The sequence below is a fragment of the Streptomyces sp. NPDC052225 genome, assembly GCF_040679615.1.
GTDB lineage: Bacteria > Actinomycetota > Actinomycetes > Streptomycetales > Streptomycetaceae > Streptomyces.
On sequence record NZ_JBFAVD010000011.1, the window covers coordinates 218,497 to 235,364 of the forward strand.

Consider the following 16,868-nt stretch of genomic DNA (forward strand, 5'->3'; position numbering starts at 1 on the left):
CCACCTACCCAAACCGACCACGCCACGTAACGCTACGTACACGAACAGCACCCGAAGGAGCCCCATGCCGAACGACCAGGATCACGACCTCGACGAAGCCCTCAAGGTGCGGGACGAGTTGCGCACGGCCCTCGAAGGCGCCGGGATGACCTTCCCCTCCCTCGCCGTCGACCTCGTCGCCTACGTACGCGAAACGCCCCTCCCCCTCCTGGAGTTGGGGCGCTGCGACCTGTCCACCGCCCGGCTACTGGCGAAGGCTCTGCGGGGATGGGCGCGTTGACGCGAGGACGACTCCGGCGAGGATCAGCACCATGCACGCCGCCTGGAGCCGGCCCAGCCCTTCGCCGAGCACCGCGTACGAGAGCAGCGCCACGCACACCGGCTGGACGTAGTACACGACTCCGGCCCGCGCCGCCCCGATCAGCGCGATCGCCTTGTTCCAGGCGAAGAAGGCCACCGCCGACGAGACCACGCCGACGTACAGCAGGGGGCCGACCGTACCGGGGCGGACCTCGAAGCCGCCCTGGACCGTGACGCTCGCCGCGTACGCCGGGAGCAGCATCAGCGCGCCGAGCACGAACGTCGCGAACAGGAACGCCACGCCCCCGATCTCCTTCGGCCTGCGCCGCAGCAACGCGCTGTACGAGCCGAAGCAGACGGCCGCCGCGACCACCCACAGGTCGCCGGGCGAGAAGTCGGGGGCCAGGGTTCCCTTGCTGACGAGGAGCACAACTCCCGCGCAGGCGATGAGAGTTCCCGAGACGCGCCGGCTTCCCAGGCGGGCGCCGCCGAGGCGTTCGTACAGTGCCATCAGAACCGGGGACGCGGCCATGATCATGCCCATGTTGCCGGCGGAGGTCGTCAGGCCCGCCTGGTTGACGAGGGTGTTGTAGACGGTGACCCCGAGCAGGGCGGCGACGGTCAGGTAGCCCAAGTGGCGGCGGAGCAGCGCCCGTTCGCGCCAGGCGGCCCGCATCCCGAACGGGGCCACCGCCGCGATCGCCACGATCCAGCGCCAGAACGCGTGCTGGACCGGCGGGACGCTGTCGTGCAGCGCGCGGGACGTGACGAAGCTGCCGGACCAGACGACGGTGGCGAGCGCCGCGAGGGCGAGGCCCGCGCCGAGCCCTCGGGTGGGCGCGGGACGCGCCTTCGCCGCGCGCTCGACCTGCTCGGTCCGGACCGGGGGTGTCACCGTCGTCGTCTTCATGTCACTCACCGTCGCAGCGAGCGACCTGTCACGTCCATCGAAACCTTTTGGGCAGTTTGTTTAGGAGAAACGAACGTACGGGGTACGGGGCGACCGATCTGGCCCGCCACCGTCGCACCGAACGCCAGCCCCATCCCCACCAGTTGGACCGCCGAGAGACCCTGCCCCAGCGCCGCCCAGCCGATGACCGCCGCCGTCAGCGGGGAGAGCGGGCCGAGGAACGTGACCTGCGTGGCCGTGAGGCGGCCGATGCCGCGGAACCAGAGCCAGTACGCCACCGCCGTGTTCGCCACGGCCAGGTAGGCGTAGCCCGTCAGGGCCCGGCCGTCGAGGGCCGGCGGGGCGCCCTCGACCAGCCAGGCGAGCGGGGCGATGAGCAGGCCGCCCGCCGTGAGCTGCCAGCCGGTGAGGGCCAGGGGTCCTGTGCCCTCGGGGCGGCCCCACTTCTTGGTGAGGACCGTGCCCGTCGACATGGAGGCCGTCGAGGCCAGAGCCGCCGCCACGCCGAGTGCGTCGAGCGCGCCCGCCGCCCGCAGCACCACCAGGCTGACCCCGAACGCCGCCACGACGCCCGTCAACAGCGTGCGCCGGGTGGGGCGCTGGCCGAGCAGGCCCGCCGAGAGGGCCGCCACGAACAGCGGGCCGACCGAGCCGACCACCGCCGCGAGACCGCCCGGCAGCCGGTACGCGGAGAGGAAGAGGAGCGGGAAGAACGCGCCGATGTTGAGGGCGCCCAGGACCGCCGACTTCCACCACCACTGCCCCTTCGGCAGCCGGCGCGCCAGCGCCAGGAGCAGCAGGCCCGCGGGCAGGGCCCGTACCGTCGCAGTGAACAACGGGCGGTCCGGGGGCAGGAGTTCGGTCGTGACCGCGTAGGTCGAGCCCCAGGAGACGGGCGCGAGGGCGGTGAGCAGGATCGTCGTCGCGCGGCTCATGACGCCACCGCCACGGACTCGCGACGCAGGACGCGGCCCGCGCCCGCCACGACCACCGACTCGGCGGGGAGCCGACGTTCGACCCGGATCAGCATCACGGCGGCCATCGCCGACGTGCCGATCAGGAACAGCCACGGGACGCGGCCGTCGAGGGCGAGCAGCCCCGTGAAGAGCGACGGCGAGACCGACTTCGCGAGGGACCAGGAGAGTTGGTACGTGGCCATGTAGCGGCCGCGCGTCTCCTCCGGCGCCGCCGAGACGGCGAGGACTTCCGCGGACGGGCTGTGGACGAGTTCGCCGAGCGTGTAGACGACGACCAGGGCGACCAGGAGCGTGCCGATCAGCCAGCCCTGCGCCGGGCGGACCGTGCCGAGGAGCGCGAGGCCCGCGAAGGACAGTGCGAAGAGCATCCCGCCGAGCGCCGCCGCCCGGGTGCGCCGCGCCCCGGCCCCGCGCACGCGGCCCGCGACGAACATCCCGGCGACCGCGCACAGCACGGTGTTGACGGTGAAGGCGGTGCCGGTCAGGGCGGCGGGGCCGTGCAGCCACTGCACGATGAAGAGCGGGAAGAGGACCGAAAGGGCCGAGTAGGACAGGGCGTTGAGGAAGTTCGCCGCGGTGAGGGTGAGGAAGGGGCGGTCGGCGGCGACCATCCGGTAGCCCGCCTTGCGGCGCGGCCCGGTCGCCTCCGTGCGGACCGGGCGCAGCGGGCGCAGCAGCAGGGCGGCGAGCGTGCACGTCGCCGCGTTACCCCAGGCCGCGTACGTGTACGCGCCGCTGCCCGCCACACCGATGACCAGGGTCGCGAGCAGCGCCCCCGCACCGCTGCCGCCGTTGGTCAGCGCCCGCAGCGCCGCCTGGAGCCGGTCCCGGTCGGCGCCCCGCGCCACCTCGCCGATCAGGGCGGACTGGGCCGCGGGGAACGCCCGGTCGGCGGCCGCCGTCACGAACGCCACCGCCGCGAACGCGGGCAGCGAGTGGGCCGCCGGGTAGAGCAGGAAGCCGAGCGCGCGGACCGTGTAGAGGACGTACTGGACGGGGCGTGCCCCGAACCGGTCGACAGCCGCGCCCGCCAGGGGCAGTGCCGCCATCCCGGCCAGGCCCGTCACCGTCAGGACCGCGCCGACGACCGGGAAGGAGAGCCCGGTGACGTAGTGGAAGAAGACGAGGGTGAACGGGACGTACATGCCGTTGCCGACACCGTTCACGGCGGCGGCGAAGGTCATCGACCGCTCTCCCGGTATGCGCTGATACGTCTTCTGCTTCCGCACGGGATCTCCTCAAGTAGCTCGATGGAAAGTAGCTTAGTCGCAAGTTACTTTTCGTCAAGCTACTTTCTTGCTCCCGACCGATCCGGCGCGGATACTCGTCCCATGAGCAGCGACAGGAGCGCCGACGAGGCAGGCGGCAAGGCAGACGGCAAGGACGCGGTGGACGCGATCATCGAGCAGTGGGCCGCGGTCAGGCCCGATCTCGACACCACCGCCATGGAGGTCTTCGGGCGCGTCTACCGGCTCTCGCGCGGCATGGGCGACCGGATCGAGAAGACGTACGCGCGGCTCGGCATCTCGCGCGGCGAGTTCGACGTGCTCGCGACGCTGCGCCGCGCCGACGCCCCGTACACGCTCTCGCCGCGGCAGCTGTCGGCGACGCTGATGCTGACGACGGGCGGGATGACGGGACGGCTCGACAAGCTGGAGCGGCGCGGCCTCGTGCGCCGCTCGCCCGATCCGCACGACCGGCGCGGGCTCCAGGTGACGCTCACCGACGAGGGCCTCGCGATCGTCGACGAGGCGGTCGGCGCCGGGCTCGACGAGCAGCGCAAGGCCCTGGAGGCCGCGCTCGACGGGCCGCAGGCCGCGCAACTGGCCGACCTCCTGCGGAAGTTGCTGGCCACGACGGCGCCCGGCGACTGACCGGACCCGAAGAGGGACTCTCAGGTCTCCAGATACGCCAGGACGGCGAGGACGCGGCGGTTGTCGCTCTCGCCGGGGTAGAGGCCGAGCTTCGTGAAGATGTTGCCGATGTGCTTGGTCACGGCCTTCTCGCTGACGACGAGCGCCTCGGCCACGCCCGCGTTCGAGCGGCCCTGCGCGAGCAGTCCGAGGACCTCGCGCTCGCGGGCGGTCAGCGAGCCGACGCGCTGGTCGCGGACCTTGCGGGCGAGGAGCTTGGACACCACCTCGGGGTCCATCACGGTTCCGCCGTCGGCGACCTGCCCGATGGTGCGCAGGAACTCGGCGCCGTTCGTGACCCGGTCCTTGAGGACGTAGCCGACGGCGCCGGCGCCGTCGGCCAGCAACTCCCGCGCGTACAAGGGCTCCACGTACTGCGAGAGCAGCAGCACCGGGAGCCCCGGGACCTGTTGGCGTGCCTCCAGTGCCGCGCGCAGACCCTCGTCGGAGAAGTCCGGCGGCAGGCGTACGTCGACGATCGCGACGTCGGGCTTCTCGGCGACGAGGGCGCCGAGCAGCTCCGGGCCGTTGTCCACGGCGGCGACGACCTCATGGCCGTACGCCGCCAGGAGCCGTACGAGACCGTCCCTCAGCAGGAAGTGGTCTTCGGCGACGACAACGCGCACGGCACCTCCATCGAGATCTGGGTCGGGCCGCCGGCGGGGCTGCGCACGGCGAGGATGCCGTCGAAGGTGGCGAGGCGGCGCTCGACGCCCGCGAGGCCGGTGCCGCGCGACGGGTCGGCGCCGCCGCGGCCGTCGTCCCCGACGCTGACCCGCAGGGCGGTGCGCTCGGTGTCGTAGGCGATGTCGATCCACAGGCGCTCGGCGTCCGCGTGCTTGGCCGCGTTCGTGACGGTCTCGGCGATCGCGAAGTAGACGGCGGACTCGACCGGCGGTTCGGGCCGCGCGGGCAGGTCGATGGTGACCTCGGCGGTCAGCGGGCTCAGGAGCGCCAACGACCGTACGGCGTCGGCGAGTCCGCGGTCGGCGAGGACCGGCGGGTGGATGCCGCGGACGAGGTCACGCAGCTCCTGGAGCGCGGCGACGGACGAGGCACGGGCCTCCGCGAGCAGGGCGCGTACGGCCTCGGGGTCCTCGGCCAGGCGGTGCTCGGCGGCGTCCAGGGTCATGCCCATCGCGACGAGCCTGGCCTGCGCCCCGTCGTGCAAGTCCCGTTCGATACGGCGCAGTTCGGCGGCGGAGGTGTCGACGGCGTCGGAGCGGGTCGCGGCGAGGTGCGCGATGCGGGCGGCCATCAGCTCCTGCTCGCTGGGGGCGAGGGCGGCCTTCACGAAGCGGGCGTTGACGGAGGCGACGGCGGGGGCCAGGGCGATGCCCGCGACCCCGATGGCCACGCCGAACACGCCCGCCATCGCGGCGGTCACACCGTCCGTGGCCTCGAAGCCGGTGTACCAGAGGCTGCCCTCCCAGTACCGGCCGCTCGTCGCGAGGGACGGGCCGAACGCGGCGAGGAACAGGCCGTAGAGCCCGTAGGCGACGAACGACAGGGGGACGCAGGCGAGGAGTCCCGCCGGCAGCGAGTGCACCGCCGCCCAGCGCCAGCCGCGCACGTCCTGCGGGTCGCGCATCAGCCACTTCCAGCGGGCGACCAGGCCGTACGGCGGCCGGCCGACGCCGCCGGGCGGGCGGGGCGGCGACTCGATCGCGGTGCCCGTCCAGGCGCCCGCCAGCGCCCGCTGCCGGTCCGCGAGGCGGCGCATGCCACCCACGGACCAGCGCAGCAGCCACCCGCGCGGCAGCAGGGCGGCGACGGCGGCCGTCGTCGTCCAGTGCGCCGCGACCATCCACAGCCACACCTGCTCATGGCACCGCCGCAACCCCCTGAATGCCTTCATCTCCCTGAACCCCCTGCTCGATCCGGCTACTTCAAGGAGTATCCGGCGAACTCCCCGGGCACGTCGGTGGACTTAACTCCCCCATTCGGGACTCCATTCGGGACCGCGTCCGCGCCCCCGTCGGGGGCCGCGTCCCGCGCCCACGCCGCGTATCCGTCGGGTCGCACGAGCAGCGCCGTGCGGCGGTCGCTCGCCCAGTGCTCGACGCGGACCGGGCCGCCCTTGTGCTCGGCCCCCTCGGGCAGGATCAGCACGAACTGGCCGTCGCGCAAGGCCTCGTAGAGCCGGGTGCCGCCGCGCAGCGCGATGTCGGGGACGCGCTTGCCGACGAGGGCGTGGGATCCCTTGGGCGCCGGGTAGCTGAAGCCGATCCCGGTGATCTGGCCGACGGCGCGGGTGCGGGCGGGGCGGACGCGGTTGAGAAGGCCGGTGAGTCCGGCGCGGGCCGCGAGGGTCCACGGGTACTTCGCCATCGCCATCCGCACGATGCCGCCGCTGCTGCGCAGGACCGCCTTGCCGATGGGGTGGCGTTCGGCCTCGTACGTGTCCAACAGGGCAGCGTCCGCACGGCCGTTGAGGACGGCGGCCAGCTTCCAGCCGAGGTTCGCGGCGTCCTGGAGGCCGGTGTTCATGCCCTGGCCGCCGGCCGGGGTGTGCACGTGCGCGGCGTCCCCGGCGAGCAGGACGCGGCCCACGCGGTAGTGCGGGGCCTGGCGTTCGTCGCTGTGGAAGCGGGACATCCAGCGGGCGTCGTGCATGCCGAAGTCGCGGCCGAGGGCGAGCCGGGCGATCTCCTTGATCTCGTCGAGGTCGAGGGGAGTGTCGTCCGAAACGTCGTGGGCGCGGTTCCAGCCGATGACGCGGTAGTAGCCGTCGCCGAAGGGCGCGATGAAGGCGAAGGCGTCGCCGACCGCGTTCACGGTGAGCAGGTTCTCCGGCTGCTCGGCGAGCTTCACGTCGGCGAGGACGACGGAGCGGATGACGGACTTGCCGGGGAAGGGCAGCCCCACGGCCTCCCGCACGGCGCTGCGCATCCCGTCGGTGCCGACGACGTACGCGGCGCTCATCTCCTTCGACTCCCCGTCCCCCGTGCGGACGTGGAGGGTGACGCCGTCCGTGCCCTGCGTCAGGCCCGTCACCTCGGTCTCGTACGAGAAGGAGACCCCGGCCTCGACGGCGCGCCGCTCCAGCGCCTTCTCGACCTCGTACTGCGGGACGACGAGGAGGTGGTTGAACCGGGAGGGCAGGTCGGTGAGTTCGACGGTGAGGTGCCCGAACAGCCGCAGCCTGTCCAGGACTTGGCCTTTCGCCTCGATCTCGTCGGCCAGGCCCCGCGCGTCGAGCTGCTCCAGGGTGCGGGCGTGGACGACGAAGGCGCGGGAGAGGTTGCTGATCTTGTGGGGGCGCTTCTCGACGAGGGTGACGGGGACGCCTGCGGCGGCCAGGTCTCCGGCGAGCAGCAGCCCGGTGGGTCCTGAGCCGACGACGATCACTCGGTGCGCGGTGCCGTTCATGGGGGCCTCCTCGGGCCAACACTTGCCGGTCAACACTTGTTGGCGAACGCTTGTTGGCAAACGTAGAACCGCACGTCTGGACTGTCAACACGTGTTGGCCTACGTTTGTTGGCATGAGCGAGAAGCAGCAGGCGACGCAGGTGGCCCGGCGTTCCGACGCCACCCGCGCCGCGATCCTCGGCGCGGCCCGCGAGCGGTTCGCGGCGGACGGGTACGAGCGGGCCACGATCCGCGCCATCGCACGCGACGCCCGGATCGACCCGTCCATGGTGATGCGTTACTTCGGGAACAAGGAAGGGCTCTTCGCGTCGGCCGTCGCCCTCGATCTGGAGCTGCCCGACCCGGCGGGCGTCGCGCGCGAGGAGCTCGGCCGCACGCTGGTGGGCCACTTCGTGGCGCTGTGGGAGGAGAACGAGGTGCTCACCGCGCTGATGCGGGTCGGCGCCACCAACCCGGCCGCCGCCGAGCGGATGCAGGGCGTCCTGCGCGACCAGCTGATCCCGGTGGCCCGGCAGGTCTGCCCCGACCCCGGGCAGGCGCCACTGCGGGCGGCGCTGAGCGCATCACAGGTGCTCGGGCTCGCCCTGACGCGGTACGTGCTGCGGTTCCCGGCGAGCGTGGCGATGAGCCGCGAGGAGATCGTGGACTGGCTCGGCCCCACGGTGCAGCGCTACCTGACGGCCGAGACCCCGTGAACGCCGTGAACGCCTGACGAACGCGTCGAGGGCACCCGTGGCGCGCATGAACGCCACGGATGCCCTCGACGGAAAACGGAAAAGCGGAGAACCGGTGTGCGGGTCAGCCCTGCTTCTGCTGCTTGCGGGACTTGTCGCCCAGCATCACCAGACCGGCGATGACCAGGAACAGCACGATCGGAGCGGCCACGTAGAGGCCGAGCGTCTCGATCACGCTCAGGCCGTTACCCGGGTCGTCGCCGTCGTCGCGCGTGAGCGCGAGCGCGGGGGACGACATGAGCAGCATCATCAGCGTCGTACCGGAGGCCAGGGCGCCGGCGCGCAGGGCGTTCTTCTTGTCCACGGTGCAAACGTAGCGAACGCCTAAGCGCGCCGCGCGCCCGGGGGGCCTGTAAGGGGCACGGCGCCCTCCCCGAACACCTGGAGCAGGGCGTGTGCGCGAGGCGATGCGGCCAGTTCCTCCAGGGTCACGGGGCGTCCGGCCGGGTCGGCCACGGGCAGCCGCCAGTTGGGGTACTCGGCCCAGGTCCCCGGCAGGTTCTGCGGGCGCCGGTCGCCGACGAGGTCGGGCAGCCAGACGCCGATCATCCGGGCAGGGGTGCGCAGCAGGAACCGGTGCACGGCCCGGATCTCCTCCTCCTCGTCGTGCCCGTGGCGCAGCAGCCCGAGCCGGGCGAACAGGGCGAGCCACTCCCCCACCTCGGCCGCGGCCTCGTCCGGTGTCGCCGTGGACAGGCCCAGTTCCTCGCGCAGCCGGACGTCGGCGCCGGTCAGCCGGGCCGCCGTCGACGGCAGGTCGTGGGTGGTGGCGGTGGCGACACAGTCCGTACGCCACCGCTCCGCAGGCACCGGCCGCCCGTCGCCCTCCCAGTCCCGCTCGAACCACATCACGGACGTGCCGAGCACCCCGCTCTCGCTCAGCGTCTCGCGCACGCCGGGCTCCACGGTCCCGAGGTCCTCTCCGATGACGTACGTGCCCGACCGCGACGCCTCCAGGAGCAGCACGGCGAGCATGGCCTCGGCGTCGTAGTGGACGTAACAGCCCTCGGTCGGCGGCTGCCCCTCGGGGATCCACCAGAGCCGGAACAGGCCCATCACGTGGTCGATGCGGACGGCGCCCGCGTGCCGCATGAGCGTGCGCAGCAGGTCGCGGAAGGCGGCGTACCCGGTCTCGGCGAGGCGGTCGGGGCGCCACGGGGGCAGGCCCCAGTCCTGGCCGCGCGCGTTGAACGCGTCCGGCGGCGCGCCCACGCTCATGCCGTGCGCGAAGACGTCGCGCTGCGCCCACGCGTCGGCGCCGCCCGGGTGCACGCCGACCGCGAGGTCGTGCACGAGCCCGATCGGCATGCCGGCCTCGCGCGCGGCCCGCTGGGCGGCGGCGAGCTGGCCGTCGGTGAGCCAGGCGAGCCGGCAGTGGAAGTCGACGCGGTCCATCAACTCCCGCCGCGCTGCGGCCGTTTCGGGCGAGCGGGGGTCCTGGAGCGCGGCGGGCCAGGTGTGCCGGTCGGGGCCGTACCGCTCGGCCAGCGCGTACCAGGTCGCGTGGTCGTCGAGGGCGGTGCCCTGCTCGGCGAGGAAGTCGCAGTAGGCGGCGCGGCGCCCGGGGCTGAGCGGCACCTCGTGGATCGCTTCCAGGACCTCGCGCTTGAGCGCCCACACGGCGTCCCGGTCGATCAACTCGCCTTTTTCCAGGACGGATTCGCGCAGCCGGGCGGCGTCACGGGTGCGCGCGGGCACGTACGCGTACTCCGGGATGTCCTCGATCCGCAGATGTACGGGGTCGGGGAAGCGCCGGGACGAGGGGCGGTACGGAGAGGGGTCGGTGCCGCCGTCGGGGCCCGCGGGGACGGCCGCGTGCAACGGGTTGACCTGGAGGAACCCGGTGCCGTGCGTGCGGGCCGACCAGGACGCCAGATCGGCCAGGTCGGCGAGGTCGCCCATGCCCCAGGAGCGGGCGGAGAGCAGGGAGTACAGCTGGACCAGGAGCCCGTGGGTGCGCTCGGGGGGCTGCGGGGCGCGCGGCGGCGCCACGACGAGATGGGCCTCGGCGGTGCGGCCGTCGGGCGCGGTGACGCGCAGCCGGTGCACGCCGGGCTCCGTCGGCGTGCCGGGATCCCAGGGGTCGAACCGGTCGCCGCCCTCGCGCCGCAGCGCGGCCCTGGTGCCCGCGGGCAGCGCCGGCGCCCAGGCCGGCATCCGCCCGTCGGCGGCGGCCACCACGGTCGGGGCGAGCAGCCGCTCCCCCGCCCGCGCCTCCGCTTCCCGTAACGCGTCCGGCGACGCCGCGTCCACGCCGAGCGCGGCGAGGGCGGCCGTCACCGCGGCGTCGGAGGCGCGGACCGTGCGGCCGGGCGCCGGGGAGTAGGACGTGGCCACGCCGTGCAGGGCGGCGAGCCGGGCCAGGCTCACCCCGCGGCCATGCCGATCGGGGTGGGCTCGGAAGTCAGGGGGGCCTCGTCGGCCATGGGCGGCTCGGACGTCAGCGGGGCGTAGTCGGCGAAGGGGGGTTCGCTGGTGAGGGGGGCTTCGTACGAGTACGTGGAGGCGGTGTCGAGGTCGGTGTGCGTGTCGAAGTCGATGCCGGCTCCGGGCGTCAGGGTGTCCGCCTGTTTGGAGAGGGCCGAGAGCAGAAGATGCGCCGATGCGGCCACTGGGGCCTCCTTCGTGAAGCGAGTCGTGGTCCGTCGTGAGTGGTGACCCCTACCCAGCGGGCGCGGCCGCAGACCTGTCAGTACGGGCAACGTGTTGCTGGTCACATTCTGTCCCGCGAAAGGAAATTGGCCAGAGGGCCGCGAGAACCGGAAGAACTTCACTGGCCGCACCACGCCCCGTCAGGGCAATTGCGGCACAACGGCCACGGGCGTTGACACCCTGCCCCGGTGAGTGGTGGGGTCGGTAGCCACCCTGGGAGAGCTCTGATCCCGCAGACCTTTGAGGAGTACGCCGTGCAGCTCCGGCGCAGGAAGAGGGCGGCCGCGCTGGCGGTCGCCGTCATCGCGGGGACGCTGGGCGGGGCCGCGGGCGCGGTCGCCGCGCCCCCGGCGCCGGGGACCACGTCGGGCTCCGCCGGGGACACGGAGTCGGACGCGGGGCTGCCGTCGGTGTGGCCGCGGCCGCAGTCGCTGCGGGCCTCGGCGAACGGGGTCACGGTCCCGGACGACGTGGTGCTCGTGGTGCCGCGGGACACGGACCCGTACGCGGTACGGGCATTGCGCACGGTGCTGCGCGACGCGGGCGCGCGCGAGATCCGGCAGGTCGCCGACGACGCGGACGTCCCGGCGGGGCCGGGGCTCGTGGTGCGTACGGGGTCGGCGGTGCCGGAGACGTCGGCGGGCGCCGGGGACTACCGGGCCGACTCCCGCAACAGCGCGGTCAGTTCCCTCGACATCGCGCTGCGCGGACTCGGCGCGAGCGCCCGGCGCGACCTGCCGTCCGGCGGCTACCGCCTCGCCGTCGGGCACACCGCCGGGCGCCCGAGCGTGGCGATGGAGGGGATCGGCGACGACGGCCTGTTCCACGCGGTGCAGACGTTCCAGCAGCTCCTCGACGGCCGCTCGGTCGCCGGTGTCGTCGTACGGGACTGGCCTGGCACGGCGGTGCGCGGCCTGACCGAGGGCTTCTACGGGACGCCCTGGACGACCCGGCAGCGCCTGGAACAGCTCGACTTCATGGGCCGCACCAAGCAGAACCGCTACCTGTACGCGCCGGGCGACGACCTGTACCGCCAGGCCCGCTGGCGCGAGCCGTACCCGGCCGAGCAGCGCGCCGACTTCCGCGAACTGGCCGAGCGGGCCAGGGCCAACCACGTCACGCTCGCCTGGGCCGTCGCGCCCGGGCAGGCCATGTGCATGTCGTCGCCGGACGACGTGAAGGCGCTGACCCGCAAGCTGGACGCGATGTGGGCGCTCGGGGTGCGGGCGTTCCAGCTCCAGTTCCAGGACGTGTCGTACAGCGAGTGGCACTGCGCGTCGGACGCCCGCGCGTTCGGCTCCGGGCCGAAGGCCGCGGCGAAGGCGCAGGCGCGTGTCGCGAACGCGGTGGCGAAGCACCTGGCCGCCCGGCACGCGGACGCCGTGCCGCTGTCGCTGATGCCGACCGAGTACTACCAGGACGGGAAGACCGCGTACCGCACGGCGCTCGCCCGCGATCTGGACGACTCGGTGGAGGTCGCGTGGACCGGCGTGGGCGTGGTCCCGCGCACCATCACGGGCGGTGAACTGGCGGGCGCGAACCAGGCGTTCGGCGGTGGGCACCGGCTGCTCACGATGGACAACTACCCGGTCAACGACTACGCGCAGGACCGTATTTTCCTCGGCCCCTACACCGGCCGCGACCCCGCGGTGGCGTCCGGCTCGGCGGCGGTCCTCGCCACGGCGATGGAGCAGCCGGCGGCGTCCCGCATCCCCCTCTTCACCGCCGCGGACTACGCCTGGAACCCGCGCGACTACCGCCCCCAGGACTCCTGGAAGGCCGCGATCGACGACCTCGCCGACGGCGACCCCGCCCGCGAGGCGGCCCTCGCCGTCCTCGCGGGCAACGACGCCTCCTCGGTCCTGGGCGCCGACGAATCCGCGTACCTCAGGCCTCTCCTGTCCGCCTTCTGGCAGGCCCGTACGACGACGGACGCGGCCCGCAACAAGAAGGCGGCGAAGGAGCTGCGCGCCGCGTTCACGGTGATGCGGAGCACGCCCGGCGCGCTCGACGACACCGCGCTCGACTCCGAAGTGCGGCCCTGGAGCGACAAGTTGGGCCGCTACGGCGCGGCCGGCGAGGCGGCCGTCGACATGCTGGAGGCGGCGGGGCGCGGCGACACCGCGACGGCGTGGCAGGCCGCACGCCGCCTCACGACGCTCCGCGCCGACCTGAAGGGCGACCGCCAAGTGACGGTCGGCAAGGGCGTGTTGGAACCGTTCCTGACGCGGGCGCAGAAGGCGTTCGCGGCGTGGGCGGGCACGGACCGGGCCGACGCGGCGACGGGCCCCGAGGCCCAATTCCCGCGCACCCGCGCCCTGTCGACGGTCACGGTCCTGGCCGACCCGGACGCCCGGGGCACCGTCGAGATCCACGTACCCGGCGAGGGCTGGCGTCCCCTGGGCTCTCTCGCGGCCGGCGGCTTCACGGAACTCCCGGCGAAGAACACGCGGGCGGACGCGGTCCGCGTCACCGGCACCGACCGGGTGCGCCACCTGGTCCCCTGGTACGCGGACTCCCCCAGCGCGGACCTCTCCCTGGCCCGCACCGAGGCCGACGCGGAGATCGGCGGCGCCGCCCAGCGGATCACGGCCCGCCTGACCTCGCAGCGCCCCGGAGCGGTCCACGGCAAGCTCACGGCGAAGACCCCGCACGACATCCGCGTCTCCGCCCCCGCCACGTCCGAACTCCCGCGCGGCACCAGGGTCGACGTCCCCGTCGAGGTGAAGGTCCCCAAGGGCACCCCCGCCGGCACGTACGAGATCCCGGTGACGTTCGGCGACGAGACCCGCACGGTGTCGGTCCGCGCCTACCCGCGCACGGCGGGCCCCGACCTGGCCCGCACCGCGAAGGCGTCGTCGTCGGCGGACGAGACCCCCGACTTCCCCGCGACCGGCGCCAACGACGGCTCCGCGGACACCCGTTGGTCCTCCCCCGCGAAGAACGGCGAGTGGTGGCAGGCGGAGTTCCCCGAGCCCGTCCGCCTCGGCCGGCTCGTCCTGCGCTGGCAGGACGCGTACGCCAGGACCTACCGCGTCCAGACCTCCGCCGACGGCCGCACCTGGCGCACGGCGGCCACGGTCCGCGACGGCCAGGGCGGGCGCGAGACGGTCCGCATGGACGCGAAAGACACCCGCTTCGTCCGCGTCATCGGCGACGAGCGGGCCACCCAGTACGGGATTTCGCTGTGGTCGGTGGAGGCGTACGCGGTGGCGGCCGAGGACTGACCCCGCCGGCCCGTGAGCTGAACCGGAACCCTGGTTCCCACTTCTGACCGCCCCACGCATCGCTATGTACTCAGTACATATACCCAGTACATACTGAGCCCATGAGCACCCGCCACATCCTCCTTGGGCTGCTCGCCTCGGGACCCCGCCACGGCTACGACCTGAAGCGACGCCACGACGAACGGTTCCCTCAGGCCCGCCCCCTGGCCTACGCGCAGGTCTACACGACCCTTCAACGCCTGGTCCGCGACGGCCTCGTGGAGGTCGACGGCACCGATTCCGACGGCGGGCCGGAGCGGACCCTGTATCGGGCGACCGACCAGGGGCGGGGTGAACTCCTCGGCTGGGCCGGCGGGATCACCCCTCCCGCGCCGCACGTCGCGAACGAGATCTTCGCCAAGATCGTCGTCTCCATCCTCGTCGCGCAGCACGGCGCCGACCCTGCCGCCCACCTCCAGGCCCAGCGCGCCGCGCACATGGCCCGGATGCGTGAACTGACCGCCCTGAAGACCGACCCCAAGGCCGACCTCACCACCGTGCTGTCCGCCGACTACGCCCTCGCCCACCTCGACGCCGATCTGCGCTGGATGACCACCACCGCCGCCCGGCTCACCACCCTGACCGCGGAGGTCACCGCAGCATGAGCACACTCTTGGTCGCCGAAGGGCTCACGAAGACCCACGGCAGAACGCCCGCGTTGCGCGGCGTGGACGTCGAGGTCCGCCCCGGCGAGATCCTCGCCGTCACGGGCGCCAGCGGCAGCGGCAAGTCGACACTGCTGCACTGCCTGGCCGGCATCGTGCGCCCCGACGCTGGTTCGGTGACGTACGCGGGGGCCCGTCTCGACGGGCTCGACGAGGAGCGCCTGAGCGAGCTGCGCCGCACCGACTTCGGCGTCGTCTTCCAGTTCGGGCAGCTCATCCCGGAGCTGACCGCCCTGGACAACGTGGCGCTGCCGCTGCTGCTCGCCGGGCGCCCGCGGGCCGCCGCGCGGGCGGAGGCCGACGCGTGGCTGGAGCGGTTCGGGGTGCGCGGCCAACGCGAGCTGCGGACCGGCGAGATGAGCGGCGGACAGGCCCAACGGGTCGCCCTCGCCCGGGCGTTGGTGACCGAGCCGAAGGTCGTCTTCGCCGACGAGCCGACCGGCGCGCTCGACTCGCTCGCCACCGAGCAGGTCCTCGCGTCGCTGGTCCACACGACGCGCGAGACCCACACCGCGGTGGTCCTCGTGACGCACGAGGCGCAGGTGGCGGCGTACGCGGACCGGGAGGTGCGCCTGCAGGACGGGGTGGTGCAGGACGCCTCCGGTGCGGTGCCGTCGTTCTCCGCGTCGGAGGTGACGCGATGAGCGTCGCCTCCGACCTGCGCCTCGCCTGGCTCCTGACGCGGGGCGCCGATCGTCTCGAGCGGCGGCGGGCCGTGCTGACGGCGGTCGGGGCGGTGGCCGCCACGGACTTCGCGCTCGCCGCCGTGACGCTGGGCAGCATCCGGGGCCAGGTCTACATCCCGTACGGGCACGACCTGCTCAACCAGCCCGGCACCCGGCAGGGCATCGTCACCGGACTGCTGCTCCTGCTGATCCCGGTGCTCGGCTTCCTCGGGCAGTGCGCGCGCCTCGGCGCCGTCCACCGCGACCGGCGCCTAGCCGGACTGCGGCTCTCGGGAGCCGGGCCGAAGCAGGTGCGGCGGATCGCGGCGCTGGAATCGGGGCTCGCGTGCCTGGTGGGCGCGGTGGCCGGGTTCGCCGTGTTCACGGCGGCCGTGCTGTCCGCGGGGCGGCTGCCGGACCCGATCGCCTGGGTCGGTGCCGCCGTGGTGACCGTGGCGGTCCCGGTCCTCGCCGTCCTGGTCAGCCGGTTCACGCTGCGCCGGGTGATCGCCTCGCCGCTCGGGCACGTCCGGCGGGAGCGGCCGCGCGGCGGGCCGGGACTGATGGTGGGCCTGGGCCTGCCGGTGCTCGCGGTGGCCGTCGGAGCGGTGCTCGTCATGGGGCAGGGCACGCGCGGCAAATCCGCCGCCCTGCCGCTGATCGTCATCGGCACGCTGACGATCACCGGGGCCGCCGCCATCTGGACCGCCGGGGCCTCCGCAAGGATCATGGGGCAGCGGCTCGCCGAGCGCACCGAGAACCCCGCCGCGCTCCTCGCCGCCCACCGGCTCCAGGAGGACCCGTGGGCCGCGGCCCGCAGCCACGCCGCCGTCGTCCTGGTCACGGCCGTCGGCGTCGCCCTCATCGGCATCCGGCAGATCCTCATCGACGGCCTGCACCAGTCGCAGCGCGAGGGCACCCTCGGCATGTCCTTCGAGTACTACACGTTCGGCATCAACCTCACCGCGGCGGCCGTCGCCCTCGCCCTCCTGATCAGCCTGGCCGCGCTCGCCGTGGGCACCGCCGAGTCGCTGTCCACCCGGCGCAGGGCGCTCGCCGCGCAGACCGCCGCCGGAGTGCCGCGCCGAGTCCTCACCCGCGCGCTGCTCCTGGAGACGGCACTGCCGCTGGTCCCCGCCCTGGTGCTGGCCACGGCCGGCGGGACCGCGATCCACATCGCGTACGCCATCGCCATGGGCCAGAGCGTTCCCTGGGCGTCGCCGCTCCTGGTCCCGGTCGCCGTCTACGCCTGCTGCCTCCTGGCCGCGGCAACGGCGCTGCCCCTGCTGCGCCGCTCGACGCATCCGGCGTTCCTGCGGATGGCGTAACCGGACCCCGCCACGAGGAGGGGCGGCGGGGGGCCAAGCGCGCGCCGCGCCCACCGCAGAGCCGCGCCGCGGAAACGAGCGAAGGG

General features: G+C 73.7%; 16 protein-coding genes. 7 read left to right on the top strand and 9 right to left on the bottom strand.

Going from position 1 to position 16,868, the window contains the following annotated elements; translation table 11 throughout:
• Nucleotides 1–64: 64 nt before the first annotated feature.
• The gene (locus AB0L37_RS18830) at nucleotides 65–280 is read left to right on the top strand and encodes a hypothetical protein (RefSeq protein ID WP_365506166.1); all 216 of its coding nucleotides are present in this window, start codon (nucleotides 65–67) and stop codon (nucleotides 278–280) included.
• On the opposite strand, the gene AB0L37_RS18835 is transcribed toward AB0L37_RS18830, so the two are convergent.
• The 3 genes from AB0L37_RS18835 to AB0L37_RS18845 are packed head-to-tail and all read right to left on the bottom strand — an operon-like array spanning nucleotide 245 to nucleotide 3,416.
• Entirely contained in the window at nucleotides 245–1,210 is a 966-nt protein-coding gene (locus AB0L37_RS18835) for a DMT family transporter (protein ID WP_365506169.1), read from the bottom strand. The two genes, AB0L37_RS18830 and AB0L37_RS18835, sit on opposite strands and share 36 nt — an antisense overlap.
• Nucleotides 1,211–1,215: 5 nt before the next feature.
• Complete coding sequence (locus AB0L37_RS18840) at nucleotides 1,216–2,145, bottom strand: EamA family transporter (RefSeq protein ID WP_365506172.1); 930 nt, start codon at nucleotides 2,143–2,145, stop codon at nucleotides 1,216–1,218.
• Nucleotides 2,142–3,416: an MFS transporter gene (locus AB0L37_RS18845; protein ID WP_365506175.1), complete on the bottom strand. Its 1,275-nt coding sequence runs from the start codon at nucleotides 3,414–3,416 to the stop codon at nucleotides 2,142–2,144. The genes AB0L37_RS18840 and AB0L37_RS18845 overlap by 4 nt, the downstream gene beginning before the upstream one ends.
• 102 nt (nucleotides 3,417–3,518) lie before the next feature.
• Here AB0L37_RS18845 and AB0L37_RS18850 point away from each other — a divergent pair, with 102 nt between their 5' ends.
• Nucleotides 3,519–4,061 carry a MarR family transcriptional regulator gene (locus AB0L37_RS18850; protein ID WP_365506178.1) on the top strand — a complete coding sequence of 181 codons (543 nt, stop codon included), beginning with the start codon at nucleotides 3,519–3,521 and terminating at the stop codon, nucleotides 4,059–4,061.
• 20 nt (nucleotides 4,062–4,081) lie between these two features.
• Here AB0L37_RS18850 and AB0L37_RS18855 read toward each other — a convergent pair whose 3' ends face one another.
• Genes AB0L37_RS18855 through AB0L37_RS18865 form a run of 3 tightly spaced genes read right to left on the bottom strand, consistent with a single transcriptional unit; the run spans nucleotide 4,082 to nucleotide 7,472 of the window.
• The gene (locus AB0L37_RS18855) at nucleotides 4,082–4,726 is read right to left on the bottom strand and encodes a response regulator transcription factor (protein ID WP_365506181.1); all 645 of its coding nucleotides are present in this window, start codon (nucleotides 4,724–4,726) and stop codon (nucleotides 4,082–4,084) included.
• Nucleotides 4,690–5,958 carry a histidine kinase gene (locus AB0L37_RS18860; protein ID WP_365506184.1) on the bottom strand — a complete coding sequence of 423 codons (1,269 nt, stop codon included), beginning with the start codon at nucleotides 5,956–5,958 and terminating at the stop codon, nucleotides 4,690–4,692. The genes AB0L37_RS18855 and AB0L37_RS18860 overlap by 37 nt, the downstream gene beginning before the upstream one ends.
• A gap of 26 nt (nucleotides 5,959–5,984) precedes the next feature.
• Nucleotides 5,985–7,472, bottom strand: coding sequence for an FAD-dependent monooxygenase (locus AB0L37_RS18865; protein ID WP_365506186.1), 1,488 nt, complete (start codon nucleotides 7,470–7,472; stop codon nucleotides 5,985–5,987).
• A gap of 113 nt (nucleotides 7,473–7,585) precedes the next feature.
• On the opposite strand from AB0L37_RS18865, the gene AB0L37_RS18870 reads away from it, so the two are divergent.
• Entirely contained in the window at nucleotides 7,586–8,167 is a 582-nt protein-coding gene (locus tag AB0L37_RS18870) for a TetR family transcriptional regulator (RefSeq protein WP_365506189.1), read from the top strand.
• Between the two features lie 103 nt (nucleotides 8,168–8,270).
• On the opposite strand, the gene AB0L37_RS18875 is transcribed toward AB0L37_RS18870, so the two are convergent.
• Genes AB0L37_RS18875 through AB0L37_RS18885 form a run of 3 tightly spaced genes read right to left on the bottom strand, consistent with a single transcriptional unit; the run spans nucleotide 8,271 to nucleotide 10,818 of the window.
• Nucleotides 8,271–8,510: a hypothetical protein gene (locus tag AB0L37_RS18875; RefSeq protein WP_365506192.1), complete on the bottom strand. Its 240-nt coding sequence runs from the start codon at nucleotides 8,508–8,510 to the stop codon at nucleotides 8,271–8,273.
• A 20-nt stretch (nucleotides 8,511–8,530) separates the two neighbouring features.
• Nucleotides 8,531–10,576 carry a 4-alpha-glucanotransferase gene (gene malQ / locus AB0L37_RS18880; protein ID WP_365506195.1) on the bottom strand — a complete coding sequence of 682 codons (2,046 nt, stop codon included), beginning with the start codon at nucleotides 10,574–10,576 and terminating at the stop codon, nucleotides 8,531–8,533.
• Nucleotides 10,573–10,818 (bottom strand): hypothetical protein, encoded by a 246-nt coding sequence (locus AB0L37_RS18885; protein WP_365506198.1) that lies wholly within the window; start codon nucleotides 10,816–10,818, stop codon nucleotides 10,573–10,575. The genes malQ and AB0L37_RS18885 overlap by 4 nt, the downstream gene beginning before the upstream one ends.
• A gap of 294 nt (nucleotides 10,819–11,112) precedes the next feature.
• Here AB0L37_RS18885 and AB0L37_RS18890 point away from each other — a divergent pair, with 294 nt between their 5' ends.
• From AB0L37_RS18890 to AB0L37_RS18905, 4 genes are all read left to right on the top strand, one after another.
• Nucleotides 11,113–14,085 carry a beta-N-acetylglucosaminidase domain-containing protein gene (locus AB0L37_RS18890; protein WP_365506201.1) on the top strand — a complete coding sequence of 991 codons (2,973 nt, stop codon included), beginning with the start codon at nucleotides 11,113–11,115 and terminating at the stop codon, nucleotides 14,083–14,085.
• A gap of 101 nt (nucleotides 14,086–14,186) precedes the next feature.
• Entirely contained in the window at nucleotides 14,187–14,729 is a 543-nt protein-coding gene (locus AB0L37_RS18895; RefSeq protein ID WP_365506203.1) for a PadR family transcriptional regulator, read from the top strand.
• Entirely contained in the window at nucleotides 14,726–15,433 is a 708-nt protein-coding gene (locus AB0L37_RS18900; RefSeq protein ID WP_365506206.1) for an ABC transporter ATP-binding protein, read from the top strand. Before AB0L37_RS18895 ends, AB0L37_RS18900 begins: the two co-directional genes overlap by 4 nt.
• On the top strand, nucleotides 15,430–16,782 hold the full coding sequence (locus tag AB0L37_RS18905) for an FtsX-like permease family protein (protein ID WP_365506208.1): 1,353 nt from the start codon (nucleotides 15,430–15,432) through the stop codon (nucleotides 16,780–16,782). Before AB0L37_RS18900 ends, AB0L37_RS18905 begins: the two co-directional genes overlap by 4 nt.
• Nucleotides 16,783–16,868: the final 86 nt, after the last annotated feature.